The sequence below is a fragment of the Bradyrhizobium sp. 159 genome, assembly GCF_023073795.1.
Lineage (GTDB): Bacteria > Pseudomonadota > Alphaproteobacteria > Rhizobiales > Xanthobacteraceae > Bradyrhizobium.
Genome location: NZ_JADPKE010000085.1, coordinates 224,311 through 249,687, shown reverse-complemented (window position 1 = coordinate 249,687; position 25,377 = coordinate 224,311). Strand labels below are relative to the sequence as shown.

34 protein-coding genes are annotated in these 25,377 nt (G+C 58.6%); 25 read left to right on the top strand and 9 right to left on the bottom strand.

What is annotated here, in order from left to right; translation table 11 throughout:
- Positions 1 to 156: 156 nt before the first annotated feature.
- The 4 genes from IVA96_RS24325 (at position 157) to IVA96_RS24315 (ending at position 1,853) form a co-directional block, all read left to right on the top strand.
- The gene (locus IVA96_RS24325; RefSeq protein ID WP_247419659.1) at positions 157 to 663 is read left to right on the top strand and encodes an HK97 family phage prohead protease; all 507 of its coding nucleotides are present in this window, start codon (positions 157 to 159) and stop codon (positions 661 to 663) included.
- Positions 664 to 823: 160 nt separating this feature from the next.
- A complete protein-coding gene (locus IVA96_RS35650) occupies positions 824 to 952 on the top strand; it encodes a hypothetical protein (RefSeq protein ID WP_256465492.1) in 129 nt (42 codons plus the stop codon).
- Positions 949 to 1,572, top strand: a complete 624-nt coding sequence (locus IVA96_RS24320; protein WP_247419656.1) for a hypothetical protein — start codon at positions 949 to 951, stop codon at positions 1,570 to 1,572. Before IVA96_RS35650 ends, IVA96_RS24320 begins: the two co-directional genes overlap by 4 nt.
- Positions 1,569 to 1,853 carry a hypothetical protein gene (locus IVA96_RS24315; protein WP_247419653.1) on the top strand — a complete coding sequence of 95 codons (285 nt, stop codon included), beginning with the start codon at positions 1,569 to 1,571 and terminating at the stop codon, positions 1,851 to 1,853. The genes IVA96_RS24320 and IVA96_RS24315 overlap by 4 nt, the downstream gene beginning before the upstream one ends.
- A gap of 1,367 nt (positions 1,854 to 3,220) precedes the next feature.
- On the opposite strand, the gene IVA96_RS24310 is transcribed toward IVA96_RS24315, so the two are convergent.
- Positions 3,221 to 3,418 (bottom strand): hypothetical protein, encoded by a 198-nt coding sequence (locus IVA96_RS24310; protein ID WP_247277145.1) that lies wholly within the window; start codon positions 3,416 to 3,418, stop codon positions 3,221 to 3,223.
- Between the two features lie 139 nt (positions 3,419 to 3,557).
- The gene (locus IVA96_RS24305) at positions 3,558 to 3,734 is read right to left on the bottom strand and encodes a hypothetical protein (protein WP_247419651.1); all 177 of its coding nucleotides are present in this window, start codon (positions 3,732 to 3,734) and stop codon (positions 3,558 to 3,560) included.
- Positions 3,735 to 3,860: 126 nt separating this feature from the next.
- On the opposite strand from IVA96_RS24305, the gene IVA96_RS24300 reads away from it, so the two are divergent.
- The gene (locus IVA96_RS24300) at positions 3,861 to 5,906 is read left to right on the top strand and encodes a hypothetical protein (protein WP_247419648.1); all 2,046 of its coding nucleotides are present in this window, start codon (positions 3,861 to 3,863) and stop codon (positions 5,904 to 5,906) included.
- 53 nt (positions 5,907 to 5,959) lie between these two features.
- On the opposite strand, the gene IVA96_RS24295 is transcribed toward IVA96_RS24300, so the two are convergent.
- The 4 genes from IVA96_RS24295 to IVA96_RS24280 all read right to left on the bottom strand — a co-directional run bounded on the left by IVA96_RS24295 (position 5,960) and on the right by IVA96_RS24280 (position 9,345).
- The gene (locus IVA96_RS24295; protein ID WP_247419646.1) at positions 5,960 to 6,535 is read right to left on the bottom strand and encodes a hypothetical protein; all 576 of its coding nucleotides are present in this window, start codon (positions 6,533 to 6,535) and stop codon (positions 5,960 to 5,962) included.
- A gap of 1 nt (position 6,536) precedes the next feature.
- The gene (locus tag IVA96_RS24290) at positions 6,537 to 8,345 is read right to left on the bottom strand and encodes a KAP family NTPase (protein WP_247419643.1); all 1,809 of its coding nucleotides are present in this window, start codon (positions 8,343 to 8,345) and stop codon (positions 6,537 to 6,539) included.
- 473 nt (positions 8,346 to 8,818) lie between these two features.
- Positions 8,819 to 9,094: a hypothetical protein gene (locus IVA96_RS24285; protein WP_247419639.1), complete on the bottom strand. Its 276-nt coding sequence runs from the start codon at positions 9,092 to 9,094 to the stop codon at positions 8,819 to 8,821.
- Entirely contained in the window at positions 9,091 to 9,345 is a 255-nt protein-coding gene (locus IVA96_RS24280) for a hypothetical protein (protein ID WP_247419636.1), read from the bottom strand. The genes IVA96_RS24285 and IVA96_RS24280 overlap by 4 nt, the downstream gene beginning before the upstream one ends.
- Positions 9,346 to 9,675: 330 nt before the next feature.
- Between IVA96_RS24280 and IVA96_RS24275 the strand changes: the two genes are divergently transcribed.
- The 14 genes from IVA96_RS24275 (at position 9,676) to IVA96_RS24210 (ending at position 17,220) form a co-directional block, all read left to right on the top strand.
- Positions 9,676 to 10,083 (top strand): hypothetical protein, encoded by a 408-nt coding sequence (locus tag IVA96_RS24275; protein ID WP_247419633.1) that lies wholly within the window; start codon positions 9,676 to 9,678, stop codon positions 10,081 to 10,083.
- Positions 10,084 to 10,217: 134 nt separating this feature from the next.
- Positions 10,218 to 10,475, top strand: coding sequence for an XRE family transcriptional regulator (locus tag IVA96_RS24270; RefSeq protein ID WP_247419631.1), 258 nt, complete (start codon positions 10,218 to 10,220; stop codon positions 10,473 to 10,475).
- On the top strand, positions 10,448 to 11,596 hold the full coding sequence (locus IVA96_RS24265; RefSeq protein ID WP_247419629.1) for a tyrosine-type recombinase/integrase: 1,149 nt from the start codon (positions 10,448 to 10,450) through the stop codon (positions 11,594 to 11,596). The genes IVA96_RS24270 and IVA96_RS24265 overlap by 28 nt, the downstream gene beginning before the upstream one ends.
- Before the next feature lie 108 nt (positions 11,597 to 11,704).
- Positions 11,705 to 12,961 (top strand): site-specific integrase, encoded by a 1,257-nt coding sequence (locus IVA96_RS24260; RefSeq protein ID WP_247419627.1) that lies wholly within the window; start codon positions 11,705 to 11,707, stop codon positions 12,959 to 12,961.
- 216 nt (positions 12,962 to 13,177) lie between these two features.
- The gene (locus tag IVA96_RS24255; RefSeq protein WP_247419626.1) at positions 13,178 to 13,390 is read left to right on the top strand and encodes a hypothetical protein; all 213 of its coding nucleotides are present in this window, start codon (positions 13,178 to 13,180) and stop codon (positions 13,388 to 13,390) included.
- Positions 13,391 to 13,421: 31 nt separating this feature from the next.
- Positions 13,422 to 14,105, top strand: a complete 684-nt coding sequence (locus tag IVA96_RS24250) for a hypothetical protein (protein WP_247419624.1) — start codon at positions 13,422 to 13,424, stop codon at positions 14,103 to 14,105.
- Positions 14,106 to 14,131: 26 nt separating this feature from the next.
- Complete coding sequence (locus tag IVA96_RS24245) at positions 14,132 to 14,305, top strand: hypothetical protein (RefSeq protein WP_247419622.1); 174 nt, start codon at positions 14,132 to 14,134, stop codon at positions 14,303 to 14,305.
- Positions 14,302 to 14,598: a hypothetical protein gene (locus IVA96_RS24240; RefSeq protein WP_247419620.1), complete on the top strand. Its 297-nt coding sequence runs from the start codon at positions 14,302 to 14,304 to the stop codon at positions 14,596 to 14,598. Before IVA96_RS24245 ends, IVA96_RS24240 begins: the two co-directional genes overlap by 4 nt.
- Positions 14,595 to 14,933: a hypothetical protein gene (locus tag IVA96_RS24235; protein WP_247419619.1), complete on the top strand. Its 339-nt coding sequence runs from the start codon at positions 14,595 to 14,597 to the stop codon at positions 14,931 to 14,933. Before IVA96_RS24240 ends, IVA96_RS24235 begins: the two co-directional genes overlap by 4 nt.
- Entirely contained in the window at positions 14,930 to 15,154 is a 225-nt protein-coding gene (locus IVA96_RS24230; RefSeq protein WP_247419615.1) for a hypothetical protein, read from the top strand. Before IVA96_RS24235 ends, IVA96_RS24230 begins: the two co-directional genes overlap by 4 nt.
- On the top strand, positions 15,154 to 15,822 hold the full coding sequence (locus tag IVA96_RS24225; RefSeq protein WP_247419612.1) for a hypothetical protein: 669 nt from the start codon (positions 15,154 to 15,156) through the stop codon (positions 15,820 to 15,822). Before IVA96_RS24230 ends, IVA96_RS24225 begins: the two co-directional genes overlap by 1 nt.
- Positions 15,823 to 15,825: 3 nt before the next feature.
- Positions 15,826 to 16,713, top strand: a complete 888-nt coding sequence (locus tag IVA96_RS24220; RefSeq protein ID WP_247419609.1) for a hypothetical protein — start codon at positions 15,826 to 15,828, stop codon at positions 16,711 to 16,713.
- A complete protein-coding gene (locus IVA96_RS24215) occupies positions 16,713 to 16,862 on the top strand; it encodes a hypothetical protein (protein WP_247419605.1) in 150 nt (49 codons plus the stop codon). Before IVA96_RS24220 ends, IVA96_RS24215 begins: the two co-directional genes overlap by 1 nt.
- On the top strand, positions 16,855 to 17,220 hold the full coding sequence (locus tag IVA96_RS24210; protein WP_247419603.1) for a hypothetical protein: 366 nt from the start codon (positions 16,855 to 16,857) through the stop codon (positions 17,218 to 17,220). The genes IVA96_RS24215 and IVA96_RS24210 overlap by 8 nt, the downstream gene beginning before the upstream one ends.
- 1,019 nt (positions 17,221 to 18,239) lie before the next feature.
- On the opposite strand, the gene IVA96_RS24205 is transcribed toward IVA96_RS24210, so the two are convergent.
- Entirely contained in the window at positions 18,240 to 18,521 is a 282-nt protein-coding gene (locus IVA96_RS24205; protein WP_247419600.1) for a hypothetical protein, read from the bottom strand.
- A gap of 105 nt (positions 18,522 to 18,626) precedes the next feature.
- Positions 18,627 to 18,983 (bottom strand): hypothetical protein, encoded by a 357-nt coding sequence (locus tag IVA96_RS24200; RefSeq protein WP_247419597.1) that lies wholly within the window; start codon positions 18,981 to 18,983, stop codon positions 18,627 to 18,629.
- A 129-nt stretch (positions 18,984 to 19,112) separates the two neighbouring features.
- Here IVA96_RS24200 and IVA96_RS24195 point away from each other — a divergent pair, with 129 nt between their 5' ends.
- Complete coding sequence (locus IVA96_RS24195) at positions 19,113 to 19,496, top strand: hypothetical protein (protein ID WP_247419594.1); 384 nt, start codon at positions 19,113 to 19,115, stop codon at positions 19,494 to 19,496.
- On the opposite strand, the gene IVA96_RS24190 is transcribed toward IVA96_RS24195, so the two are convergent.
- A complete protein-coding gene (locus IVA96_RS24190) occupies positions 19,493 to 19,888 on the bottom strand; it encodes a hypothetical protein (RefSeq protein WP_247419589.1) in 396 nt (131 codons plus the stop codon). The genes IVA96_RS24195 and IVA96_RS24190 overlap by 4 nt on opposite strands.
- A gap of 105 nt (positions 19,889 to 19,993) precedes the next feature.
- Here IVA96_RS24190 and IVA96_RS24185 point away from each other — a divergent pair, with 105 nt between their 5' ends.
- From IVA96_RS24185 to IVA96_RS24165, 5 genes are all read left to right on the top strand, one after another.
- The gene (locus IVA96_RS24185; protein WP_247419587.1) at positions 19,994 to 20,161 is read left to right on the top strand and encodes a ribbon-helix-helix domain-containing protein; all 168 of its coding nucleotides are present in this window, start codon (positions 19,994 to 19,996) and stop codon (positions 20,159 to 20,161) included.
- A gap of 699 nt (positions 20,162 to 20,860) precedes the next feature.
- A complete protein-coding gene (locus tag IVA96_RS24180) occupies positions 20,861 to 21,031 on the top strand; it encodes a helix-turn-helix domain-containing protein (RefSeq protein ID WP_247419719.1) in 171 nt (56 codons plus the stop codon).
- A 139-nt stretch (positions 21,032 to 21,170) separates the two neighbouring features.
- Positions 21,171 to 22,937: an AAA family ATPase gene (locus IVA96_RS24175; protein ID WP_247419584.1), complete on the top strand. Its 1,767-nt coding sequence runs from the start codon at positions 21,171 to 21,173 to the stop codon at positions 22,935 to 22,937.
- Positions 22,938 to 23,491: 554 nt separating this feature from the next.
- Entirely contained in the window at positions 23,492 to 24,121 is a 630-nt protein-coding gene (locus IVA96_RS24170) for a hypothetical protein (RefSeq protein ID WP_247419581.1), read from the top strand.
- On the top strand, positions 24,118 to 25,377 hold the full coding sequence (locus tag IVA96_RS24165) for a terminase family protein (RefSeq protein ID WP_247419578.1): 1,260 nt from the start codon (positions 24,118 to 24,120) through the stop codon (positions 25,375 to 25,377). The genes IVA96_RS24170 and IVA96_RS24165 overlap by 4 nt, the downstream gene beginning before the upstream one ends.

Genomic DNA, 25,377 nt, shown 5'->3' with positions numbered 1-25,377 from the left:
AACGCACGTCCGACGTGGCTGACCGAAAGCCAGTCCGCCGCAGCGTCAAGCTCCCTGGGGAAAGCCGGCACTCAGAATGCTCCGACTCGCCGGCCGTGATCGCGCGCAAGCTGATGCAGGAAAAGCGCGAGAAGAGATTGCGAGCGATGCGACGCAATGGCTGAAACTATCTCAGGATTTGCCATTGCGTGGAATAGGCCCGCGATCATCGCGGGGCTCTTCGAGGAGCGCTTCGCGAAAGGCGCCTTCGATAAGCACCTCGCGCAAAACCCCGATGTCGCCGCGCTCTGGGCGCACGATCAAAGCAGGCCACTGGGGCGCATCAGTAACGGCACCCTAAAACTTCGCTCGAACAATATCGGCCTTTACTACTCGTTGGAGCCGAATCCCGAGGCGCCGTTAGGGCAAGAGGCTTTAGCTACTGTGGGCAACGGCACGGTGACCGAGGTCAGCGTCTCTTTTACGCCGGTTGTTGAGGAGTGGGATGATAGCGGCGACATTCCGAGACGGTTGATTACAGAGGCCAAGCTTTACGAGATCAGCTTGGTTCTTTGGGGAGCGTACGGCAAGGACACCTCAGCGCAGCTTAGCCGGGCACGGACCAACAGTCAGGCAGCCCGCCGCCGCATCGAAGCAGCGCAGCGGCGACGCGGCATCCTTTAGCGATGGGCTGGGGAGGGGTGTTTCCAATCCTTCCAAGCTGGGCGTTTTACAGACCGGCGCCCTCCCAATTCACGCGCATCTGCAATTGAAAAGATGGGGTATCAGAGGTTGCATTGGTTAATCATGCAGCCGACCACAAAATCCCAGAACGGAGATCTCAATGCCAATTTTTACGGCTATCGCGACCGCAGCTCTCGCGACTTTCAGCATCACTAGCACCTTCATCGACGAAGCTGAAATCGTGGTGATTGACGAAGGGTCTGATGATGACGAGGGCGTGGACAGATGACTGCGATTTCGGCTTTCAAGTCTTCAGACTCGATTCACGTCTTTTCCGATGGCGCCTGGCACGACCCGATGTCTGCTAAACTTTGCGGCGTGGGAACCAAAGTCCACACGATTCCGGAGCACAACGCAATTTTTGCGGTCACCGGAATGTCGACGGTGCCGCATCTGCTTTCGGGACTTCTGATGGAAAATCACTTCGCCGATTTTCGTTCGCTTGCAGATGCAATGCCGGATCTGGTTAAGGCGTGCTCCACTCGGGCGAAGGCAGTCGGCCTTAACATGACCGGCCGGTGCGACGTCGTCCTGGCGGGTTGGTCCGAAAATGTCGGTCCATCGATCTTCGTCACGGAATGCCATTTTGACCACGGCTTTTTCAAAGGAGCCGCAGTCGAGCGGTACATCAGGCCTAGCGTAGATGGTTCATCGGGAATGCATTTTCCTGATGATGGACTGCGGTTGCTAGAGAAGCAGCATGCCGCAAGATTTAACCGAGCCGCCGAAGGCACGTTCGGCAGCGTGACGGTCGGCGGACTTGTTGGCGGCTTCGCGCAGCATACGCAAATCGATGCTAACGGAATCCGGATTCGGGTTCTGAAGCGGTGGCCGGATGAGATCAAATGATTGCATCAAAGCAGAGACGAGCACTCACCATGTGCGCATTGGCAGATGGACATCAACAACATCTTTCCGTCGATGAAGCCGTCGCGCCGACGCATGACCAACGCCACCACGCCGTTCTACCTCAATGCGCAATCCGTCTTTACCGGTACGGCGCCAACGGCCACTTGGTCGATCCGAGCAAGACGGATGCGCTAGCTAACGAGGCGCTTTCCACTCCTGATCGTCTGGGAATGAACGTGATTGCCGCGCCTTTGCTAGTATTTCGCCAGCGACCGACTTGACCGTCACCTCATACTGGTAGACGCCGGGATTGCAAGGCGCGAACGTGCGAAGAGCGCCAGCTGGAAGGATGCCGTTCTTAGGCAGGGGAACTTCCTGGCCGCCATATTCTCGATCGGCCTGGGAAAAGAGCACAAGGATTGAAGCCGCTCCTTGCGGAACATCTTTAAGCCGGAGTTCTGGATTGTCGAAGAGGCTAATGCAGCGCTCTGATCTAAGAAACGAGAAGCTCATTGTCATTCGTGCAGCAGCCGGCGGTGAGATCACCTCGTGCTGGACCTGTTGTCGCGCGGTTGTTTGGGCTGCGGCCGACGTGGCCCAGATCAGGACCAAACCCGTGACTACAATTGCTCTCATTGGCTTCGATAGCATAAACCGCGAGACGAGTCTGATCTATTCTCGATCGGTCGCTCCCTCAGGGACGGTCAGTGCGGCCGTCTGATCTTCTTTTTGCGCCTAGCAGTCGCCTTCTTAATCTGCTCTCGCAAGCGAAGGATTTCTGCCCATCGAGCCGCGATCTCCGGATCGAATGGTGCCCATGTCGGCTTGCCTTTTTGACGGTTGCGTTTCGCCATGTTTGCAGCCTAGCGACTGCAATCGGTGCTCGCGCGGTCATTCCGTCGTTAAGCTTGATGGGCGCGGCCCGAGTTAATTCTGGAACCGCACGCGCGGGCCTTGCCTCGCGCGATCAAGCGGCGAAAAGCAAGTAATAAAGAAGCGCGGCGGCGACCATGGCCAGCCACACTAACGACGCTAAGAAATAAGCCCTGTGCCAATCCATGGGCAGGGAGCGTAGCACCAGCGCCGCCAACTGGGAATCTCTTCCACTCGCTCAGGGCTTTGAAGCATCCCGTCCAGAGGATTCGCGGCGTTTTCCATGTCAGTGATGGGTAAACGCTGCCGCGGCACAGCCTCTATGCATCAAGGCGCTCGCTATCGTCGGAGCAGAGGCGCGGCACGCGCGCTGACCAAATTGCACTGAGCCGGCCGGGATACGGGAGAACTGCGGACGCGTCTCTCGGCTTCTTTGATCTGAAGCCGAAGGCTCTCCAATTCCGAAAGTTCAGAACAGAGTTCGCTAAGACGTTGGGCGAGAAGGGTCGCGCGAGAAATAAGCATGAGCACCCCGACACAAAAGCCACTGTGAAAACGCTTTAGAAAGAAATGCGCACCTTATCGAAGAATAACAACATGACCGGAACGGCATAGGAGCCGGGCAGTTCAGACTATGAACAGAGCAGTCGTCACAATCAGCAACGCAACAAGCAGCACGCTTTCCAGTTTGTGATTGTAGGAGCCGAAAGATCTTCTAATCGATCGCATGTCAGCGCCTGCTAGCGGTTTCAATCCGGTGGCTTGAGCCTGGAAATTACGTTGGCGCTTGCAGACCTGGAGAGGTCACCCACGCGTTGATTTCAATGGCAACATCGATCTGCCGCGCCTTCCGCAGTAGCTCGTCGCGCCGAACGCTGGTGGGCATTCCTTCAGCCTGCTTGCGCAAGCTGGTCGCCTCTCGATCTAGACGGTATTCAAATGATGTAGATGATGGCTTGAAATGATGTCGCATCACAATGCTCCCTGCTCGATTGGGCGGGAGCACAATACTCTCAGTCACCGATAGAAGCCGTGCGCCGAGCGGTGATGAAGCGACTAGACACCCTATTCGGCAGGGAGTCGACCTAATTCGGTTAGGGCGCTTCGAATTGTCACTTCGGCGTACGAAGTAGGTAAAACAGGGCGCTATTCCCTTCTATCTGAGCCGTTTCCCGCGAAGTCTCATGGCCGCTCATCAGCAAGGCGTCGTCTTCCCAAACCTGCCACTCCCACTTTCGCGGGAGAAGAGCGATCAGCCTCACTTCAAGCATCGCGGTAAATTTGGCCATCTACGCTATATGCGCTCCTGATCGTCAATATTCCAGTGGTCAATATCCGTCCGAGGGACGGCACAGAATTGCGCTCGTAGTGCGCAACCCCGCGCGAGCATGCGCGTACTCACCGACAGGATACCAATGGCAAACGATTTAGTCGTCCAACTCGGCGCGAAGTTGGATCAATTCCAAAGCGACCTGAACCAAGCCGGCGATATGGCCGATGCAGCAATTGATCGCATCGAAAGATCGTTCGCTAGCCTTAACCCAACTGCCGGAGGGTTTGCGTCGCTCGGCGTTGCAGCAGCTGGTGTTACGGGGCTTGTTGGGGGGCTTCTGGCCGCGCTCACCAAGGTCAATAGCGAACTGGCCGACTTGCAGAAGAACGCAGAGTTTACTGGCTTAACTGCGGAGCGGTTTCAGCAGATCCAATTCGCGGCGGGGCAGGGTGGCGTATCGTCCAAGGAGTCGGTTGACGATCTGCGCAAGGTCGCTTCGTTACTGGCAGATGCCAAGGAAAACGAAAATTCTCTGACGAAACTGCTTGATGCCAACAACATCAAGTACAAGGACCGCAACGGGCAGGTTATCAGCCTAAACCAGCTTTTGGTGATAGCCGGCGATCTGATTAACAAGTTCGGCTCAATGCCGGAAAAAACGAAGGCCGCGCAGATGCTCGGCCTTTCCGAAAGCTGGGTTGAGGCGCTTCGCAACGGCAGTAAGTCGTTTGAGGATATTGCGCAGGGGGCAGAGGCGGCTGGTGCGGTCATCGACGGCGCGACCGTTGCCAAGGCTGCCGCGTTCGATCGAGCGTGGAAGCAGTCCTCAGCGCAGTTGGCTGCACAGTTCAAATCAACTGCTGCCGACATTGCTGGCTGGCTTGATGACCTGATTGCAAAGGCTCAGGATCTTCTAACGAAGACGCTGGCGGCGCAGAATATCCAGACCGGCAGCGGACAGGAGAAGTTCAGCGCCTACGCTGACGCACTCGATATCGTGCGCAAGGACACGCAGGGCGCAACGCAGGACGTAGATCAGCTTACGCGCGTTATTGAGCGGATGCAGGCGTCAGGCAAGGGCGATCCTGAAATCATCGCTGGCCTGGAGCTTATCCGCGCCAAGGCTCAACTTGCCGCTCAAATGCTGCAGGCCGCAGCCGAGCAGCAGTCCAAGGTTGAATTTCCCAACGGCGTACCCACACCTTCCGCACGCCCCGCCGCTGCCAACAAAGATGATCCTAATGCTGCAAAACTACCGACGCGCGGTGGTGATGGTGGCGCGAACGCTTACGATCGTGCGACCGAATCCATCATAAAGCACACGGCCAGGGCAGAGGCGGATGCCGAGGCCATGGGGAAGGGCTCGGCGGCACAGGCTGAACTGCGCGCTGAGACTGAATTGCTTGCGGCGGCACAAAAAGCAGGCATCCCCATTACCGACCAGGTCCGCAATCGAATTCAAGATCTTGCGCAGGATGCAGGACTTGCCGCTGAAGCTCTAGCCAAGGCCAAGGTCGAAAGCGACATATCTCGCGGTCGGCAAACGGCATTTTTTACTCCTCAAGACTTGGCTATTGCCAATCAGCTCAAGGATATTTTCGGCGACAACATTCCTGCAGCAATGGCGTCTAGCGAGGCCTCAGCGCTCCGTTTCAACGCAACCATTAAGCAACTTGCCGATCTTGGGCAGCAAGTAAACAGCGGGTTCTTAGTCGAATTCGGCCAGCAAATCCGCAACGGCGCATCTGCGATGGATGCGCTTAAGACGGCTGGCCTGAATGCGCTAGGTAAGATTGCCGACAAACTGGCCCAGATGGCGGCTGACCAGTTGTGGGCGTCGGCGTTTGGCGGGTCTGGTGGATTTGGTATTGGCAGTTTGTTTGGTTTCAGCGGCGCCGTGAACGCGAACGGCTCTATCGCGGGCGCTATCGGACCTAGGACGAGGGCCGCGGCTATGCGACGCTATTACTTCCCGATCATCCACAACGGACATTTACAGGCGGACGATGAGGGGGAGCTATTTGGCACTGCTGAACTGGCGGTCCAATACGGCGCCCGTGTTGCTCGGGACATCGCCAGCGATCCCGAATGTGACCGTGGTGCGGGCACGGTTGTAATCGTGGTTGACGCGTGCGGTGCTGAGATCGCGCGGCACAGGGTTGGTAGTGTTGGCGCGTCAGAACCGTGAACTGTCCGGCGTCGGAGGCGCTAAGTCGCGTCGCTCGACTCCCTGAGTGATTGCTAATTTCTAGTTCTGTTGGCTAGTGCCGCCATCATGCTGATCGCGTCTCTGGTGGGTAACTCGGTGAAATACTGTTTGGTGATTCCTCGGATCGCGGCCATCGCGTTGATCAGTTTCAGGGCTACATCGGTCAACTCGCGCAGCTCGGCGGGAGACACCTTTGCTAGATCGAAAACATCATTGTAGGAAACCGCGCTGGTTCGATGGGCGAATGCGTTGTTACGTAGAATGGCCACTTTCCCGGCTGCAGATTTGGCCGTCAGCATGAGTGCCGCGACCTCCGCTTCTTGCGATCCCTGCAGATGACCAGCGCCCCTCATATCGCGGATCAAAGCTCCAAAATTTATCGTGTCGCTCCTCTTTTCGAAGGCTCCTGCGATGTAGATGCAGTAAGTGAGAAGATATGCGTGCGGGGTGAACCTGAAAAACTCATTGTAGTCGCTCATCGTCTCGATGATGTGCTGCCGTGTCTCATCGAGCTCAAAATAGCTCCATAGATCCAGGAATAGCCTCGCGCGCACAACATGCTGGCCAAGGCGATCCAAGCGTTGATCAATCGATAACTGCTTCTGCACGTCATTTTCCCGAAACGGCGGCGACGTCGGGAATAGCCTTCATGTAATAAGCTACACGCATCTTGATCCGCTTACCGGTGATAGGGCCGCTCGTTTCGCAGGCATCGAGAAGCTTCCTCTTTACAGCTTCTGCCCACGGCTTCTCAGTCGACAAATCATTATCTAATTGACTGTGGTCATACCGAGATTTGAACATCATGAACACAACATGCTCGTCCGCGATTGGAAGATCTAGCATCGTAAGGACGAACTTGTCCGGATCTAGGGACGTAAGAAGAGGGGTGTTGTAATAGATATTGTCGTCGCTATTGGTTATGCACAGTCGACGATAGAACAACTGGACGTCAGTTTTCATGACCTCAAGCAGTTCAGACGCCTTCTCTGGGTATGTATCGCGGAGGGCTTTCGCGCTGCTTTCTCGGAGATGCTGGAAAAGTTCTCGGTATTCCAAAGTGTCAGAACTTTGTATGCCCAACCCGCCATAGCCGTCAAAGCGGAGCGCATAGTCATCGCGCTGCGTCGCTTCGAGTTTCTTGGTCTTATATAGATCGTCGATGTATTGCTTTCCGTCCTCGACAACCTGCCGCTTTGAAGACTTGATCACTCCGATGTCAGAAAGAAACAGCTGAAGACCGAGCACGTGAAGTATTTCGCCTTCGATTGTGAATGCCCGCTGCTCGAACTGCTCGCTCATCTTGGCCACGGCAGCCAGTACCTCGCTCTCGGTGCGTTCTGTCCAATGCCAGACCGTGCGCCAGGGAGCTTCGTCGGCGACCTTTACAAAGAAGCTGCTCGCATTGAGGGAGGCCTGAATTTCATTGGGGTCGACAATGCCGCGGACCAAGCAGTTCACAAGAACCGAACTGGACAGAATAGAGTCATCGATATCGACATTCTGATATCGATCGGCAACTCGCCTCATGGGCGAGGGTTCTTTATCCTTTTCGACGTGGGCTTGAACCATAGCTGCTAGCCCGCGCCCCTTTTCGAGATCTTCGGCATTAATCTGATTGGATTTGAATTCGAACGAAAGCACGAAGAACAGGCGCAACAGTGTCAACATTGCATCGGGATGCCCTCGGTGCTCATCCGTTACGGCCTTGCATACCCGCTCAAAGTCCCACATGGTTTGCTGAAGGATGCGCAGATTGTCCTTTTTCGACTGCTTATAAAGAGAGGAAATTTCCTCCGCATTTTTTTTGAAGAACTCTTGGGTGAACTTGTCATCAACCAAGGCGACGAACGCTGAGAAGGCCTCATCGAAAGATGATTGGACTTCCAGAACCTTCCCGATCAACTTCTCTTTGCGGCGCTCGTAGTCCTCGCCGGCCTTAATTTCTTTATCATTGGCAATGATTATTACTTTGGCGCCCTCGTGCTCGACGAATTGATTGATGTAACCTAATGCGGTGCTTTTATTCCCTTCGTATCGTTCAAGGTCATCGAAAACGTAAACGTCGGCGCTGAAACCGATGACGTCGCCCACGCTAATGCTGCCGGTATCCACCTTCACGTACTTCAGGCCTGCAGTAAGCAGGCTTCCAAAAAGCTTGGCTGGTTTTCCTGTGAGTAGAGGATAGGCGGCTTGAAACAGCGCGTCCCTAATTTCATCGAGAGTCGACAGGCCATAAAGACTTACGTAGAGGAGTTTTTTGGGTTCGGGCCGATGGTGTTGGAGAAACCGTTTTACCTGATAAGTTTTTCCAACACCCCACGGCCCCGAAATCAAGACCGCATAGCGGGGCGAGTGCGTGAGCGAGAGATAATAGCCAAGATAGTCCAATAAGTGCTGATTTTTAGGGTCTGGCATTGTGTGATCTCTGATGAGGCAGCCCGACAATTACTCGATAGGTTCGGCTTGCCATGATTTATCTAGTAACGCGAACGTCGCCGTAGTCGTCTGCTATCGGCCGCTCACCGTCAAAGTCAGTCTGCGCGAGTAGGGCGCCTATACCGAACAAAACCATGCCTCCGATCCACACCAGGCAGGTTGCTGTCAAATAGGCCGACGTTCCAACGCCGACACTGCCGGTGAGCCCGAACAGCGTGCCGGCATTGAACAACAGTCCGACACAGCCCCAGAGCCAAAATAGGACGGCAAGCAGTCCCCTTGAGACGCCGTGGTGGCTTCTGAGCCGGAACGTGCGCTCCCAATTCTCGTTGCGTTTGAATAGTCCCATTGGAATCCCCCAGACCCGCCGCAATTTTAGATCGCGCGCGGCGGGGAGGGCAACTGCTACTTTTCTCGCCCCACCTGGAGGCGGCACAAACTGAATTCTAGAGTTAGGCCCGGCTGGTCGGCTCAACCCGCGCATTATCGAGCGAAATGTGTTGCCACCCGTAGAAGAACGCGACCACCGCAGGCCAGAATCTGCCGCCCATCAACTCGTTGATTTTTGGCAGCCCCTCCTTGTCCTCTAGGACTCTGGCAATGCGCCTCCAGTCGGTGGCGCGATCACCCAGCACAGCCCGCGCAATCTGCGCCTCACTGGGATAGAGGGGCATGTTGCGGATCGCGCCGCGCTCTTTATGGGTCGGTTTTTCGTTTTCCGTGGTCATGTCTTTATCGAGTGCTCTTGCATAAAGCGCGCAGCTCGAACACGCGCCCGCTCTAGCATGTCTTCTTTCGCTTTCGCGGCAGCTAGTTCAGATTCAAGCCACTCAAAGATCGGAAGATAGACTTCGCCGCCCATCGGCGCTCGCTCCATGGCGATACCAAGCCGGTCGAGGCAACGTTCGAGTAGATCAACCGTGATGGGCTCGTCGGCGGAAATCTTGCCGCGCTGTGGGATCGTGTACCGTTTGGCCATTAGCCTTTCGGCCTGGACTTCAGCGCCTGCCGCACCAGCGTCCTGATGGCCTCTGGCCTCGTTGGAGCGGCATCCTGCTGAGCCATCCACTCGTCAACCGCAGCAAGATCGTCGGGCTGCAGGCGAACCTGTACCTGTATGCCTTGCCCAGTAGCTGGTGGCCCGCGCTTTTTCTTTGGTACCAAGGTTTGACCTTTCATGGAATCTTTGGTACCACAGTTTCGGGGCCGGTCAAATGAGCCGGACGAAGTGGGGTTATAAATGACTAATCTAAATCTTAAGGCTAGCGCTGGTGTCGGTTTATCAACACCCGTCTCGACCGGTATGGGAATGCTGGCGCTATTTCGCGACCTGACGCTCGCGTTCGAGCACAAGCAAAACGACGGCGACTCCGCCGATTACAGGGAGTTCGATGCGGCAGAAGATGTGGCCAACATGCTCTCGCTGGTGCGCCCAGTGACGGCTGAGGAGGCTCTCGCGCAGGCTGTCTTTCTGTACAAAGATGCAGCCGAGATATTCCATGGAATCGACGACGGAACGGGCAGCGACGAGGAGCGCAAAGACCTCGCGCGGCAAATGTTGCGCCGCGCCTTCGGGCTCGCCCAGTGGATCGAGCGCATGCATCAGGTCGACCGTCGCGACTTCGCCCTTAGCGGTTATTGCTGCGAAGCCTCGGAAGGGATGATCTTCCCCCACGCACCGGCCGCTGCCGCCAAGCCCGATCCCGCTATGGTATAATCCCATGAGGCCGGTTGATTCGCCGCCAGTGGATGGTCGATACCCATTGACCCGACGCGGCAAGTCAACCGGTCTCCTTGTGCGTCGGCTCGGCCGGCGAGGTAAGCAGAGCATTTTTATTAAGGGGCTCGCTCTTGCCCGCTCCCGCCAACGACAATCGTGTGCAGCCGCGTGGCCTACGCCGTGCAGACGCTGCTCGATATCTCGGGATCAGTCCCAGCCACTTCGACCTCCAGCGCAAGGCGGGCAATATTCCGGCGCCGAAACAGATGCTCGGCGTTGTACTGTGGGACCGCCAGGAGCTCGATCAGCTGTTCGATGGTGTTTCAGTTGCAAATGATGACGACGGTTATTGGGACAAGGCATGCGGCAGCGAAAGCCAAAATACGTAAACGAATACATCGATCGGCACGGCAAGGCCCGCGTATACCTGCGACGACCGGGCAGGGCGCAAATTGCTCTGCCTGCACCTCTCTACACGGCCGAATTCTGGACGGCCTACCGTGCGGCCATGACCGACGAGCCGACCGCCGACGTGCGACGTATTAAGGCGGGCAGCATAGCGGCGGCCGTTAACGGCTATTACGGTTCGACTGAATTCAAGGTACTGGCCGAAACGACAAAGGCGACCTATCGCGGCGTTTTGGACCGGTTTGTGGACAAGCACGGGGCAGGGCCGATTGCTGGCCTTCAGCCAAAACACGTCAACAAGCTGATTGACGAGATGGCCGATACGCCATCCGCCGCGAGTAATTTCCGGAAGCGGCTTAAAGGTCTAATGGACTATGCCGTGTCGGCTGGCCTACGCTCGGATAATCCCGTGGTCGTGGCCAAGAAAGTGAAGCTCAAAACAACTGGCCATCGGACCTGGACCGAGGAGGACATCACCAAGTTCCGAAAGCACCACGAGGTTGGCACGCCGCTACGGCTTGCCTTCGAGGTGCTCTTGCATACTGGCCTGCGCCGCTCGGATGCCGTGCGCCTTGGCTGGCAGCACCTAACCAAGGACGGCTTTGTCATTAGCACAAAGAAGAGCCAAGGCCATGTTGAGTTGTGCATCCCCGTGCATAGCGATCTTGCGCGCTATATCGCCGACTGCCCAAAGGATGGCCCGGCCTTCATCGCAACTATGTACGGCCGCGCCCGCAGCGAGAAAGCCTTCTCCGCGTGGATCAGCGAAGCGGCGAGCAACGCTGGCCTGCCTCCAAAGTCTTCACCACACGGCATGCGCAAAGCCGCGTGTCGGCGCTTAGCTGAGGCTGGATGCAGCGCGCTGGAAATCATGTCCATCACCGGTCACACCGATATCCGCGAGATAGAGCGATACTGCCGCGAAGCCGCGCGCAAGAAGCTCGCAGTTGCCGCTATGACCAAGCTCGAAGGCGGATTCGACATCCGATTGCCTAACCAGCCCGATGAGTTATGCAATAATGACGATAACTTATTGAAATCGTTGGTGGCAGAAACAGTTTGGCGATCCCGGCAGGACTCGAACCTGCAACCCGCGGAGTAGAAATCCGCTATCACTCGCTGATTTTGCTATATAATTTCGCTTCATGTTGCGCTTTTGTTGCGCCTACCGTATACTCCCGCCAGTTCTCAGGGACGCGAGGGGCGCAACATGTCGATCAGAAAACGGACGTGGAAAACCGAGGCCGGGGAAGAACGCTCAGCCTACGTTGTCCAGTATTCAACCGCTGAGAAGGATAACCGAGGCAAGCGGCGCCGGCACATAAAGACTTTCGATCGCAAAAAGGATGCCGAGGACTTCCAGGCTCAAGTTCGGATTGACGTGAAGAAGGGAGTTCATACCCCCACTAGCCGCAGCATCACCGTCGAGGAAGCCGGCGACCTCTGGATTGACGGTTGCGGCGATCTCGAACGCGCGACGGTGGATCAGTATCGGCAGCATCTTAAGTTCCACATCAACCCCTATTTGGGCGGCTTGAAGCTTCCGGCACTGACCGTGGCCGCCGTCCGGGATTGGCAAGACAAGCTTCGAAACGGCGTTCCGGCGCCCGGCCAAAAAGAGGCGGAGGCGCGGTCGGCGGTGATGGTCAAGAAGGTCACGACGTCGCTCTCCAGCCTGCTCAGCGACGCTTTGGAGCGCGGGAAGGTGGGTCATAACGTCGTCCGCTCGATGACGGCGAATCGCCGCCGAAAGCGGAAGGTCGAGCGACGCCAAAAGCGCAAGCTGGTTATCGGTAGAGATATCCCCGAACCGCGTGAAATAGATGCGTTGCTGCAGCAAACCGGCAACGAGCGGTGGCGTGCCTTCTTCCTCACGGCAGTCCGTTGCGGCCTGCGCGCGAGCGAACTGCGCGGGCTGCGCTGGCAAGACGTCGATTTCAAAAAGAAGGAACTGCACGTTCGCCAGCGCGCCGACCGATACAATGCGATTGGCAACCCCAAATCTGCCGACAGTCAGCGGACGGTCCCGATCCCGCCCAAGACGCTCGCCGCGCTCAAGACGTGGAAGCTTCAATGTCCGAAGTCGGACGGGCAACAGCATCTCGTATTTCCCAATGGATCTGGAAAGGTCGAGACGCACTCGAACATCATTGAGCGCGGCCTCATTCCAGCTTGGGAAAAGGCCGGCATCACCGTGCCGGTGCTGGACAGAAGCGGAAAGCCACAACGTGATGACGAGGGAAGGCCGGTCGTAAAGGCGAAGTACACGGGCGCCCACAGCCTACGGCATTACTTCGCCAGTTGGTGCCTTGCGCGGCCGCCGATCGGGCTTGGCTTGAACCTGAAAGAGCTGTCCGAACGCATCGGGCATGCTTCCATTCAAATCACGATCGACACGTACGCGCATCTGATTCCGCGAGCCGATCATGCCGAAGAACTGGCCGCGGCCGAAGGCGAGTTTGGTTAAGGAATTTGTTAACTAATGAAGTGGTAGTTTCTGGCAGTACGTAGTTTCTAGGCGGAAATTCGCGTTGCCGGGATGGCGACTGACGGGCGGGATGCCCTAGCGCGAGTAAGAAGCCGAACGACCGGGATGGTCGAGAGCGAACAGCACAACATGTGCTCGCGCCTCGGCCTTTTTTATTGCCCGATGTAGCGAGCCCCACGATGGAGTCTCGCGGTCGTGAAGATCGACAATCCAGAAACTGATCTCATTTGGGGCGCCGCTGCCATTGGCAGAGTGATCGGTCGCACCGAGAAGGGCGCTTTCCATGCGCTCGAAAGTGGCCGCGTGCCTGGCGCGAAGAAGATCGCCGGCCGTTGGGGAATGCACGTTCCCACATTTCTCGCCAGCTTCCAGCCCACCAATACGCAGCGCGCAAGCGCGGCGGCGTGACGGCGACAGACAATCAAGGATCACCAGCACAATGAACGACCGCTACTTCGACCACCTCACCAACTCAACCGCCGACATCGGCGACATTCACGTCCGCGCCGCGGCAGCCCGCATCACCAACGTGCACCGGGCGATCCTCGCCGCGATCGCCGCGAACATTGGCGATCGCGATCTGACCCCGACCGGCAAGCAGAAAAAGGGTCGCGACGAACTGAAGCAGAAGGCGCCCGACCTTGTTAAGATCAACGCGCTGGTGCAGCGGCTCGCTGCTCGGACCGACGAAAAGCGCGCGGCTGTCCAGCTTCCGGCGATCGACAAGACGGACACGGCCGGCGCCGTCCTGCGCGGCCAGGTGCGTGATCGCCTCGCCGGGAAGTCGCCGCAGGAATTGCGCGCGCTCATTCCGACAATGTCGGCATTGTACCTGCAGACGATCCTCGAAGCGCCCGAACTGATCGGCGCCGATCGCGAGACCGTGGATGCCGCTCGCGCACGCGTGATCGATGTCGTCCGCCCCGGAATGTCCGCTGAGTTGGAACGGGAGCGCGTGGCCGTGAACTTGCTGGTGAACGCCGCCGCGGCGCTGTCCACCGACGCGCGTGAACTGGCCGATCTGCCGACGGCAAACGCACTCGACGCGTTCATCGCCGAAGCAGTCCCCAACCCGAGCGGCATCGTCGCGGAAATCGCCCGCGATACCGCGATCGCCGCCTAACCCCACAACCCACGAAAGGACACCCCATGGTCAAGAAACTCACTGCCGAAACCGCGGCGAAACAGGTCACCGAGGCCGCCCAGCCCGATGTCGATTTCCGGATCGGCGCCGGCGTGCCGAATGATCCGCGCCAGGCTGCGCCGGCCAAGACGCCGCTGCCGGCCGATCTCGCGCGCGCGCTGGGACAGACCGAGCGATGAACCGGCAACAGCTCCAAGCCGAGCGCCAGGCGGCCGGCGCGGCCTACGTCGAAGCACTCAGCGCATTCCGCGAAGCGTGGGCGCGCCTGGCCGCGATCGACCGCACCTTGGCAAATGCGAACGTAGCGCAGGGCGAGACCATCCGTTCTTGGCACTTCGCCTCGCGCAACAGACTCGAAGATGGTCTTCGGGCACTGCAACACTTCGAGTTTGCCCCACGTATCATCGTCAACGACTGGCACGACCGCGCGGTCGCGCTGTCAGACGATCAAATCGAAAGGTTCAAGCCGTGAGCTACGACTACGCGAAGCAACGTGGCTTCATTGTGCCATTCACCGGCAATCTGGTCATCACGCGGAACGATGAGGGCAAAATCTTCCGCAGCGACGATACGAGCAACGTGACGGTTACGGTGCCGAACGATTTGCACGACGGGTTCAATATCGGGTTTATGACGTACAGCACCGGCACGATTACGCTTGTGCCTGGCCCCCACGTCATCAATCGATCTGGAAAAACCGCGCTCTTGTCTCAGTACTTGGCGGGATCGTTGATGGTCACGAAGCGTTCGGGTGGCGACGGCGTCTTCGGAGACATCGAATTTCTGGTCGGCGGCGATTTCGCATGACGGACCAACTGAAAACGATCGTCCTCGACTTCGAAGCCGCGGTGTTGAACGGCGTCCGCAGCGGCGCCGATGAAGCGGAGCTGAAAAAGGTTCGCGAAGGCGCTTTCGATCGGCTGCGCCAAGTCAAAGAAGGTCCGTCGCCGCCGAGTTTGGAGTCGATCTTCGACGTTGCTGGCGAAATCGGTATCAAGTTCGACATAGCCACCAGGGCGATCCGGTGATGACCGCGAATAATCTTGTCGCGTCCAGAAAACACAATTGCATTTTTGTCGCAACGGACGCGGCGAGCTACGACGATAATGGTTTCGTTGGCGAATTCCGGTCCAAGGTGCACGCGATTCCCGAATGGCCAGGCGTGATCACGGGGCGCGGCAACTCATTCGGCTTGGACACAGCAGCGCGCGAGCTAACGTGCCGCGCTTCGAGCTTCGACGAGCTTGTCAGCATCGTTTCGCGCGATCTGCCCGTGATCGTCCAGCAATTCAAATTGGATCGGCCGTTCGAACTAAATCTGGCGGGCTTTTTCCACGGTCGCCCAATGATCTTTTTCATTCGGACGCCTGGCGATCACAACAGCATGGGCGATTGGCCGCCCTATCTCGTCTGTCCCGTCGGCCCAACGTTCTTCGGTCCTTGGCCATCGGACGAACTGATTTCGGTGTCCGGGTTTGTTGAACCGAATCCTGATGACGCGCTCGATGCGATCGCCAGGGGCATGCGCAAGTTGCTTGAACTGCAACGGCGTATTCCAGCGGAGGACGGTTTCTCCCGGGTGGGTGGCTTCGCCGAACTGACCGTCATCAGGGCGGACGGAATCGACCAGCAGATTTTGTGTCAATGGCCAGCGGATCGTGTCGGTGCGCGCATGTCGATCAATGGGGAGCACTGAGCAATGGCGCAGATTGGCATTTTCCGGACGAAGGACGCCGCGAAGGCGATGGCGGACCAGTTTCAAAGCTGGGTCGATCGCGGGCTGGTCAATCCGAAGGACGTGAACGAGTTCAGTGCCGCTTTGAACTATTCAGCCAAGCAAATGGAGGAGTTGAGCGACCAGGCGAAGGTTGCCGGCGCCGCGCTGCCTCAATTCCAGCAAGCCTTGAACGATGCTGGCAACGCCCGGAAGCAACTCGACTCCCTCATGGTCGAGGGGATGAACGTCAACCGCGGATTCTTCACCACATTCGGCCAGCAGATCCGTAGCGGCGCGAGCGCGTGGGACGCGTTCAAGTCCGCCGGCCTCGATGCCCTTGGCAAGATCAGTGACAAGCTGATGCAGATGGCGGCCGACAAACTGTTCGCTTCTGCGTTCGGCGGCTCGTCGGGCGGTGGGTTCTTGGGGATGCTCGGCGGTCTTTTCGGGGTCGGCGGTGGCGGCGGCGCGAGCTTCAGCGAAGCTGTATCCGCAGGAAGTTACGCGATCCCAAAGGCTGGAATCAATTTCGCCAATGGCGGTTACACCGGCCCCGGTGGCAAATACGAGCCGGCCGGCGTCGTCCACAAAGGCGAATATGTGATGGACGCAGTGACGGTGCGTCGCATCGGTGTCGCCAATCTGGACAGCCTGCGCGGTTATGCTGAAGGCGGAATGGTCGGCAACATGGCGCGCGCTGCTACCGAGGCCGGCAACGTGAGCGCGCCTGTGTCGATCGCCATTGATGCCCGCGGCGCTGACAAGGACGGGCTGGCGCGCGTCGAAGGCCAGTTGCGCCAGCTAAAGGCGGAGCTGCCCGGCCGCGTCGTTTCGGCAGTCACCGACGCGAAGAAAAAGCGGATGCTGTGATGACCATCCCGCCGAAAGATCGCAAGCACCAGCGCGAGCCAGCCAAGCCGCAGCCGACCAGCGAGACGCGAGATCCGGCGTTCGACGATCTCGATGGCGCGGACGTCGAGTTCACGGCATGGCGCTGGCCCGAGCGCGCTGATGACTGAGGTCGACAACCGGGCATTACGTCGCGCGCTTCAAATAGAGCGCATCACCCGCAAACAATTCGCGCGTCGCTTACGCAGCATGTTGAAGCGGACGGAATACGATGAGTTTTTGAGAATTTGCCGAGCGGAAGCGATCGAGATGACCGCCCATTTGGCAAATGTGACCGTCGAAGTTGGGGACGCTCAGCAGCGACGGTCCGGCGATCGACCCGGCGGGGACGCCTGCCGGTCGGTCGTGTCCAACACCATGCGGCAGCCGCCCGATATAGGTAAGGCCCGAGCTCGCCGCTCGAATGGCGCGACCGAGCAGATAGACAGCTCGCCGCCAAAAAAGCCAATACCAGGCTCGCTCCACTAGGGGATCGGCAAATCCTTCAAGTGTCGCCCGATTAACCATTAAAAATGATAAATGTATTTAAATAAATTAAATGATGGTCGAGATTTAAATTTGGATTAGAATGCGAATGCTTGGCGCCGGACGCACGCGTCAAGGACCTCCAGGAAGCGGCCCCATCATCCTGCCCCCTGCTAACGCCGTCCAAGGGATGTAGGGGGCCGCTTCTTTGGCAAATTGGGAGGCGAATCATGCAGTTCCTGTCATTAGGTGACTTGTTTTTCATCTCCGCAGCAACGGGTACGCTCCTACTGGTTGAGCTCGGAGTTTTGATAATTGTGGGCGTGATCTGAGCGGGACGTTCTCCGGTCAATTTCAATTTCAGCGCTCCCGGGCCGGCTTGTTGTGATTAAAGTTGCCTATTTTTGGTAGTTCCTGTAGCCGGAACCGGATTGTAGGCGTACAGGTATTCCATCACCGCGCGAACCTTTGGTACCCATCGGTGACAGAGAGACGTTACCGCGCTCCCGCCTAAAGTTTGGAGCAAGAGCCATGTCCCTCCAGTCGGCGCGAGATGCATTCCCGTCAGTAGATAATCAGATCAAGTGTGACCGCTGTGCGGCCAGCACCAGACTGCTACAGAAGTTCCTGAACGCCCGAACTGGCGGCACCGTGCGCATCTACAGATGCCCATGTGGCGAGCAGATGTGGCGCGAGACCGAGGAGTAAGGCCGCCTCAGTTGGCAGCTCCTAGGCCACGCGGGAGAGAATCTGCAAAGGAACGACTCTCCAGCTGAGAGAATTGAATTTTCGGTCTGTGGCGCGATCCTCCAAGTGTCGCGACATCCACCCGGGACGGCCCATCGTTCGAACGCGCGTTTGGCGATGGGTCGGTTCTCGAGGCTCATTGGCGCTCTCCTCCGGCACGGGAACTCGCGGCAATCGGTCAGATTGGTGCCGTGCTCCGGCTCAAAGCCCCCTGCGTGCCGGAGCGTCCCACGGACCCAGCAGCCGCCTGTTAGCTGGGGCCGCTTTTTGGCCGGCTACGCGTTTCGATACCCCTTTATCGCAAGCCGTGGGTCGCCCCGCTCGAAATCGGGCCGCACATCGGCGCCGCGGCAACCGCAACCCTGACAGACGAACTGCCGCTCGATATCAGACAGCCTCACTTCATCGGGCCAGCGGTCCGCTTCTAACGCAGTGTGATGGCCGCAATGGCAGTAGACCAAGACGCCACGCACTCCCATGCGGCGCATCTCGCCGAACGTGATCTTGAGGGGACGGCCGTCTGCGTGGGTGGGCGTGTGGCGCTTGGGGCGAGGCATCACGCATCGAAGCGCGCGAGTGGCGAGAGTCAAATTATCGATGGGTAGCGGTCCGAAATGGCAGTGAACTACTGCCTATGGGTAGGGGTGAAAGGCGGTTGGCCATCAACGGCGAACACCATTCAGTGCTGGGAATGGCGTCAGCTTCCCGCACTTTGATGTGTCCGCCATTTGGCCAAAAGCTTCGGCCGCCGAGCCATTGATGCGAATCCCAACAATCTGAAGTCCTGTCATCCCGCCCATTGAATTGCGAGCATTCAGCTCGACGCAGACGCAGTCGCCATTGCCACTTGGACATGAAGCGACAGCACCGATCGAAGCGTCTCGGATCGAATCCGGGTCTTTGAACATGCGAGATTTGTTGGCCAGTATCGCGCGTTTGGCATTGTCCTGAGTGGTCGCCGCGCACGCGGCATCGCTTAGCAGGATCAACGCGGCTACCGCCATCATTATGCGCCGCATTAAACTCTCCCTAAATCGGGACATTGAAACGCAACCGCCACGGCAACGCAACCAGAAATTACCTGTGCAAACCGATACTTATGTAGATTGTCAACATCAGAGGCGTCGGGCTCATGGTACCGATTGCCGGTGACCGACTGGAAAGACCAAACACTGCGGCCGCTCGACGAACTGGCGCGCATCGCTTTTCCCGACGGAAGTGGCGTGACGGCCGACACATTGAAGCGGCGAGCGCGCAAAGGTCAGTTGCGAGTTTATCGGCCGGGCAAGGCGTTTCTATCGACGTTGGCCGACGTGTGGGAGATGATTCAGGTCACCCGAACCGGACCGCCCCCGGCCGCTTCAAATGCGCTCGGCATGGCGCAAGCGGATCTTTCTCACGCGGCCCTTGAGCAAGCCCGCGAGGCGCTGCGCCGCCGTGAGGAGCGGCGCATTGAGGACGAATGGGAACGGAAGTACGAAGCGCGCAAGGCGGCACGAGCCAAAGCCCGGCCGCCCCGCAACAAGCGCTAATGCGTCCGGCGCTTCCGCAGTTCGTCCCAAGTCGAAGCGGCGGTGCGCTCGTCCATGAAGTAGAAATGTCGATCGCGGCGGCCCCGACGAGCGGCGTGCCACTCGATATCGCTTTCGCTGTAGCCGAGCGCCGAAAGGCTCTCGCGCAGTCCGTGAACGGCAGCCTCACGGGCTTCGGCCCTGGTCATTTTGAAGCCGTACCGACGGGCTGCTGCAAGGGATTCGCTGATGCCGGCCGGGCTCGCCTCTTTGGCGAACGTCTGCACTGCGGCCTCGTATTGGCGGCGCTCAAAGATGAATTCCATAAAGGCGCCGCCGTTAGAAAAGAAAGCACCCGGAAGAGTGTAGATGTGCGTGCTGCGGGCGGGGTTGAAGGTGGCAAGATTAATCATGCTGCTCTCCGATTCGGCTGGGCTGTTGCCTCAAGCTCGAAAATAGCGTATATGCGATATATGCGCTTGTCAATAACGCATATGCGCTATTTGTAAGGAGTACCGATGCCCCGTCCCGAAATCTATCCGGTCAAAAAGCTCGTGGGCCTCAGCGAGAGCATGTTGGAAGCGATCGACAAATGGCGCGCGAAGCAAAAGCCGATCCCCAACGTTTCCGATGCGATCCGGCAGTTGATTGAGATTGGATTGAAAGCGCCGCGCGGGAAAGACTAGGCTGACGTAATCATATGCAAAACTCAAATCCGTACGGCAAACCTCCTGTGCCACTCGAAACCGTCGAGGACTTTGTACGTGGCATCGTCAGCGACAACATCGACTCAATTAATTGCTGCCTATGGGAGGCGAGGCAAAAGCCGGCATTGTTCTACGCGTTACTGATCCATCTAGCCCAGGTTCCGTCGGTCAAAGATTCGATTAGACACGCTTTCCATTCCGCTTGGACAAATCAAGGGCTCTGGATCCGTGAGTGCTTCTCTATCGATCCTGTTCTCGCGCCGGCGCTTGCTAATCTTCTGCCAGGGTATGGCGGGCCGCCAAGGCGCCTCTATCGCGGTGAGCGATGGTCAAATCACGAGTATCGTACATATGGGTTTTCTTGGACGTCAGAACGTAAAGTCGCTGAAATGTTCGCGCGGGGCTTAAATTGTCCCGCTGACGAAGGGGGAGTCCTCCTTGTCACGAACGCCCCCGCGAATGCAATACTAGCTCCGCCAAATGACCACAGTCGCCAAATTGGAGAATTCGAATACATAGTCGATCGCCGTCGCCTCACGGAGATAGAAGTTGCGGAACGGTATCGATAGAGACGGTAACGTACTTTTAGCAACTCAGGCGCATGATCTTGCCAGTGACCTGCCAAGGCTTTGGGAAAAGCTGCGGCGGGATTTTTTGTGTTCAGCAAAAGGAGCGAGCATGTTGACCGTCGATGAATTCTGCCAACGATATCGGATTTGCCGGGCGACTTTTTACCGACTGCGAGCCGAGGGTAAGGGACCGCGGATCGTTAAAATCGGTAAGTGCACACGCATCAGCGAGGCTGCCGCCTCCGAGTGGCTTGCCGCCAACGAGCTAGTCGCCGCCTAAACGGAAAACGCCCCAGCAACGGCAATTGCTGAGGCGTCGAAGAGTTATTCGGTAAACTGTCGCAAGTTCATCGCTATCACACTTCGACGTCGGTCGCAATATAAATGTTGCGTGGGGCTCCAAAACAAAGGAGTCCACAATGTCATTATTGGAAATCGACGAGACCGAACGCCTATCCGCGCCGCTCAGCATCGAGGCGTTCCGCGACCTTACCGAATGGTGGTGGGGTGGCAGCCATGAACCTGAAATGTCACCACCGCTCGCGCTTGGCTGGGACATCCACCGTCAATGGCCGAACGCAGAGGGTTTCGCCATCTGGCGTGATTTGATGCACGAGTATGAGCAGCCTTTGCTCGTAAACAATCTACTCGGCCCAGGCGACCCCCGCCAGCCCGTGACGATGGAGCAATACGAAGCTGCCCTGGTCGACGAGTGGGGGTCCTACGCTCGTGAAAAGCATTGGCTCGATCAGCTAATCGTCGATGTGATGCACGGCGAGCGAGAGCGCGGTTACGAGCCCTGCGGTGACGCCTGGGCACGCACCGAAGCGATCTTGAACGAGCTGGCTGCAAAGGTCGGCGCGAAACGCGCAGGAGATGAGGCGCAGCGCGATGCGCGCGAGGCCCGCCGGCAAAAGCGGCTGGATCGATATTTTGACCTCGACGATGCCGCCTACGCTCAGTGGTTGGCGAATGGTCGTCCCTGGTCAGACGCCAAGAAAATTGAACGCTGGTCGGAGCGGCGCACACATGAACTATTGGAGAAGGCAAAATCAATGAGTGTCGTTCCCTTTCCCGCACCGCCAAAGCAGGCCGCGCCGCGCTATCGATTCGAAACCATTTCCGATCTTCGCAAGCTGCCGGCGGCGAAATGGCTGGTCGACAAATGGATCCCCGATGAAGGCGTCGGGCTGATCTTCGGCGAATACGCCGGCGGAAAGTCATTCATCCTTTTCGACCTGTTGCTGCATCTGGCCTACGGCTTGCCGGAGTGGCATGGCGCCAAACTGCCGGGCGAGCCGCGGGACGTGCTGCTGATCGCGCGCGAGGGGAGCAAGGGGTTCGGCGAGCGGATCGACGCGTTCAAGGCGCATCACGGCATCGCCGCGGACCCTGACCGGCTCGTGTTCATGCGATCGCCGACTAACCTTGGCGACCCTGCGCAGTTTGAGGAACTGAAGGCGGCAATTGCCGCGAGCGGTCGACAGTTCAAGGTGGTCGCGGTCGATACAGTCGGGCGAGCGCTGCCCGGGGAGGATTTCTACGACGCCAAATCGATCACCGGGTTTATGGAGCGGCTTCAGCAGCTCGGGGAGATCGGGCAAGGCGTCGCCATTGGCGTGCATCACGTCAACAAAAGCGGCGACGCGTTCGGGTCTGTTTACTTCGGCGCCAGCTCGGATTTCATGTTCCTGGTGGAGCGTGAGGGCGACGGCCAGCTGGTCCGAGGCAAGCTCACTTGCGCCAAAATGAAAGACGGCGAGGACGGCTGGAAAAGGCGCGTCGACTATGGGAAGGCCGCGAGTAGCCTCGTGGTCACGGACGTGACCGAGGGCGGCGACATGATGGGCAAGGCGCTAAAGCTGTCCGACGACGACAGGCTCGCCCTGCAGGCACTTGGCGAGGCCCTGAGGGCAAGAGGTCAGCTGCGGCCGGAGTTTCCGGGGCGGTCAGTGACGCTGAACGAGTGGCTGGACCAATGCTTCAAAATCGGGGGCGTCAGCCCGGTCGCTGCAAAGCCGATGCGGGATCTGCACCGCCGACAGGTGAAACTGCTCGCCAATAGATTGATCCTCGTTCAGGACCAGCTTGTGCGGATTATCGACCAGACGGCAAACGCCCATGCTGCAATTCCCATGGCAACACCCGCCGGACAATTTCCGCCTATCCCTCCGCGCCAAACCTGACCGGACCGGGACCGCCGTACCGCCCTTATAGGGGGGCGGTCCGGTCGGTCCGTATGGCCGGCGGCAGACCGGTCGGACCGTGGTCCGTGTTTGGTCCGGTCGGTCCGTTACATTTCAATGATTTAGAATTTCAACATCAAAATGAGGTGGAGAATGTATCATCAATTACGACCTCGTGGCTTTTGCTCGATAGCCCGACGTAGCTTTGTCTCCATACATCTGACAGATCATCTCGCCCTTACCTGCGGGTGGCGAGAGGACGACAAGTTGTTCCGGCGTGAACTCTTGTTTGCAGTGATCGCAATGTGCCTTTGCAGCCATGTTTTGCCGCCTTCCAAGCTGTTCATCGGCGCGAGCATCTTCGAATTCGCACCGGTTTTCTAGCGCCTTCGCGCCCACTCGCGCGACATCCGTTGCCGACTAACGGATTGTATATCTTCTACTCACATGCTAATATGCTGAATTAGCGTACCTTTCTAAAACATGATGCGCCTATGTTGCGCCCCTGGCCGGTGATGCAGGTCGAGGGCGCAATTCACATTGGAAAAATGCGAATGAAATCCGGCCCCAAATGCACCGTTTGCAGCCACGACGAAAGATGGCGAATCGAATTGCTGCGCGCAGGCGGCGCCTCGCTCGACAGCCTGGCTACGAAGTTCCGCTTGTCCAAGGATGCCATCGGCCGGCACTGGCACAATCACGTCAGCGCCGAAATGAAGGCATCCTATCTCGTCGGGCCGGCGCAACTGGCCGACCTGGCAGCCAAGGCAGCCGACGAGGGCGCCTCTGTGCTCGACCACTTCCGGGCCGTGCGCACCATGCTCATGTCGCAGCTCGCCGCCACCACCGAGGCGGGTGACGCCCGCGGCGCCGCGATCGTGGCCGGCCAGCTTGTCGGCGTGCTGGAAAAGATCGGCAAGGTCACTGGCGAGATCGCCACGATCGCGCAAGGCACCATCAACATTCAGAACAACGTGGCGATCGTGAACAGCCCGCAATTCGCCAAGGTGCAGGCAGCCATCCTGCGAGCCCTGGCGCCGCACGGCGCCGCACGCGCGGCCGTGGTCGCGGCCCTGCACGAACTTGACGCCGAGACGGCTGAGGGGGGCAGGGCGCCCATGGTGATCGATGCCATCGCCTTGCCGCCGCCGTGTCCTGTACCGCTGCCGGAGCCCATCCAATGACCAGCATAGCCGCCGCGCTGGCGGACGCATTGGAGGACGGCGGATGGCACGCCAAGGCCCGTCCGAGCCAGCTACCGCCGCCGGGTGACTGGAACGGGTGGATGATCCTGGCCGGCCGCGGCTTCGGCAAGACTCGAGCCGGGGCAGGGTGGGTGCACGATCTGGTCGACACTCGGCAGGCCGGCCGCATCGCCCTGGTCGCCGCCACTGCCGCCGACGCGCGCGACACGCTGGTCGAAGGTGTCTCAGGGCTGCTCAACACCGCGCCGCCGTGGAACAGGCCGATCTACGAGTCGAGCAAGCGCCGGCTGACCTGGCCCAATGGTGCCGTCGCGACGACCTTTTCCAGTGAGGAAGCTGACCGGTTGCGCGGCCCGGAGCACGACGCCGCATGGGCCGACGAGCTGGCGGCGTGGACGGACGTGCAGGGCACCTGGGACATGCTGCAATTCGGCCTGCGCCTCGGCAAGCGCCCGCGCTGGCTGGTCACGACGACGCCGCGGCCGATCAAGCTGCTCAAAGAGCTATTGGCGCGGGAAGGGAAAGACGTCCTGGTTACCCGCGGCTCGACCTTCGAGAACGAGGCCAACCTTGCCCCGACGTTCCTCGCGGCTATCCGCCAGCGCTATGAAGGGACGCGCCTTGGTCGACAGGAGCTGAATGCAGAATTGCTCTCGGATAACCCGGGCGCTCTCTGGCAAATGGATTGGCTGGACCGCGATCGCGTTTCGGCGGCACCGGAGCTGCGCCGCATCGTCGTGGCGATTGATCCGGCCGTGTCCAACAACGAAGGATCGGACGAAACCGGCATCGTTGTAGCCGGTGTGACTCAAGATGGAGCAATCTACGTTCTCGAAGATTGCTCTGGCCGCTACGCGCCCCACGAGTGGGCGGCGAAGGCGATTGCCGCCTACCGGCGCCACAAGGCGGACCGGATCCTAGCCGAGGTCAACAACGGTGGCGCGATGGTCGAGGCGACCATTCGAGCGCTCGACTCGCGTGTGAGCTTCAAGGCGGTGCATGCCAGCCGCGGCAAGGTGGTGCGCGCAGAGCCGATTGCTGCACTGTACGAGCAGCGCAAGGTTCACCACGTCGGCGGATTCGATGTGCTCGAAGATCAGATGTGCGCGTTCACGTCGGATTTCGATCGCGCCAAGGTCGGCTATTCGCCGGACCGCGTGGACGCTCTGGTGTGGGCGCTCACTGAATTGAGCGAGCCGCTGCACACGGTGATTAGGACCGAGCTGCGGATTTGA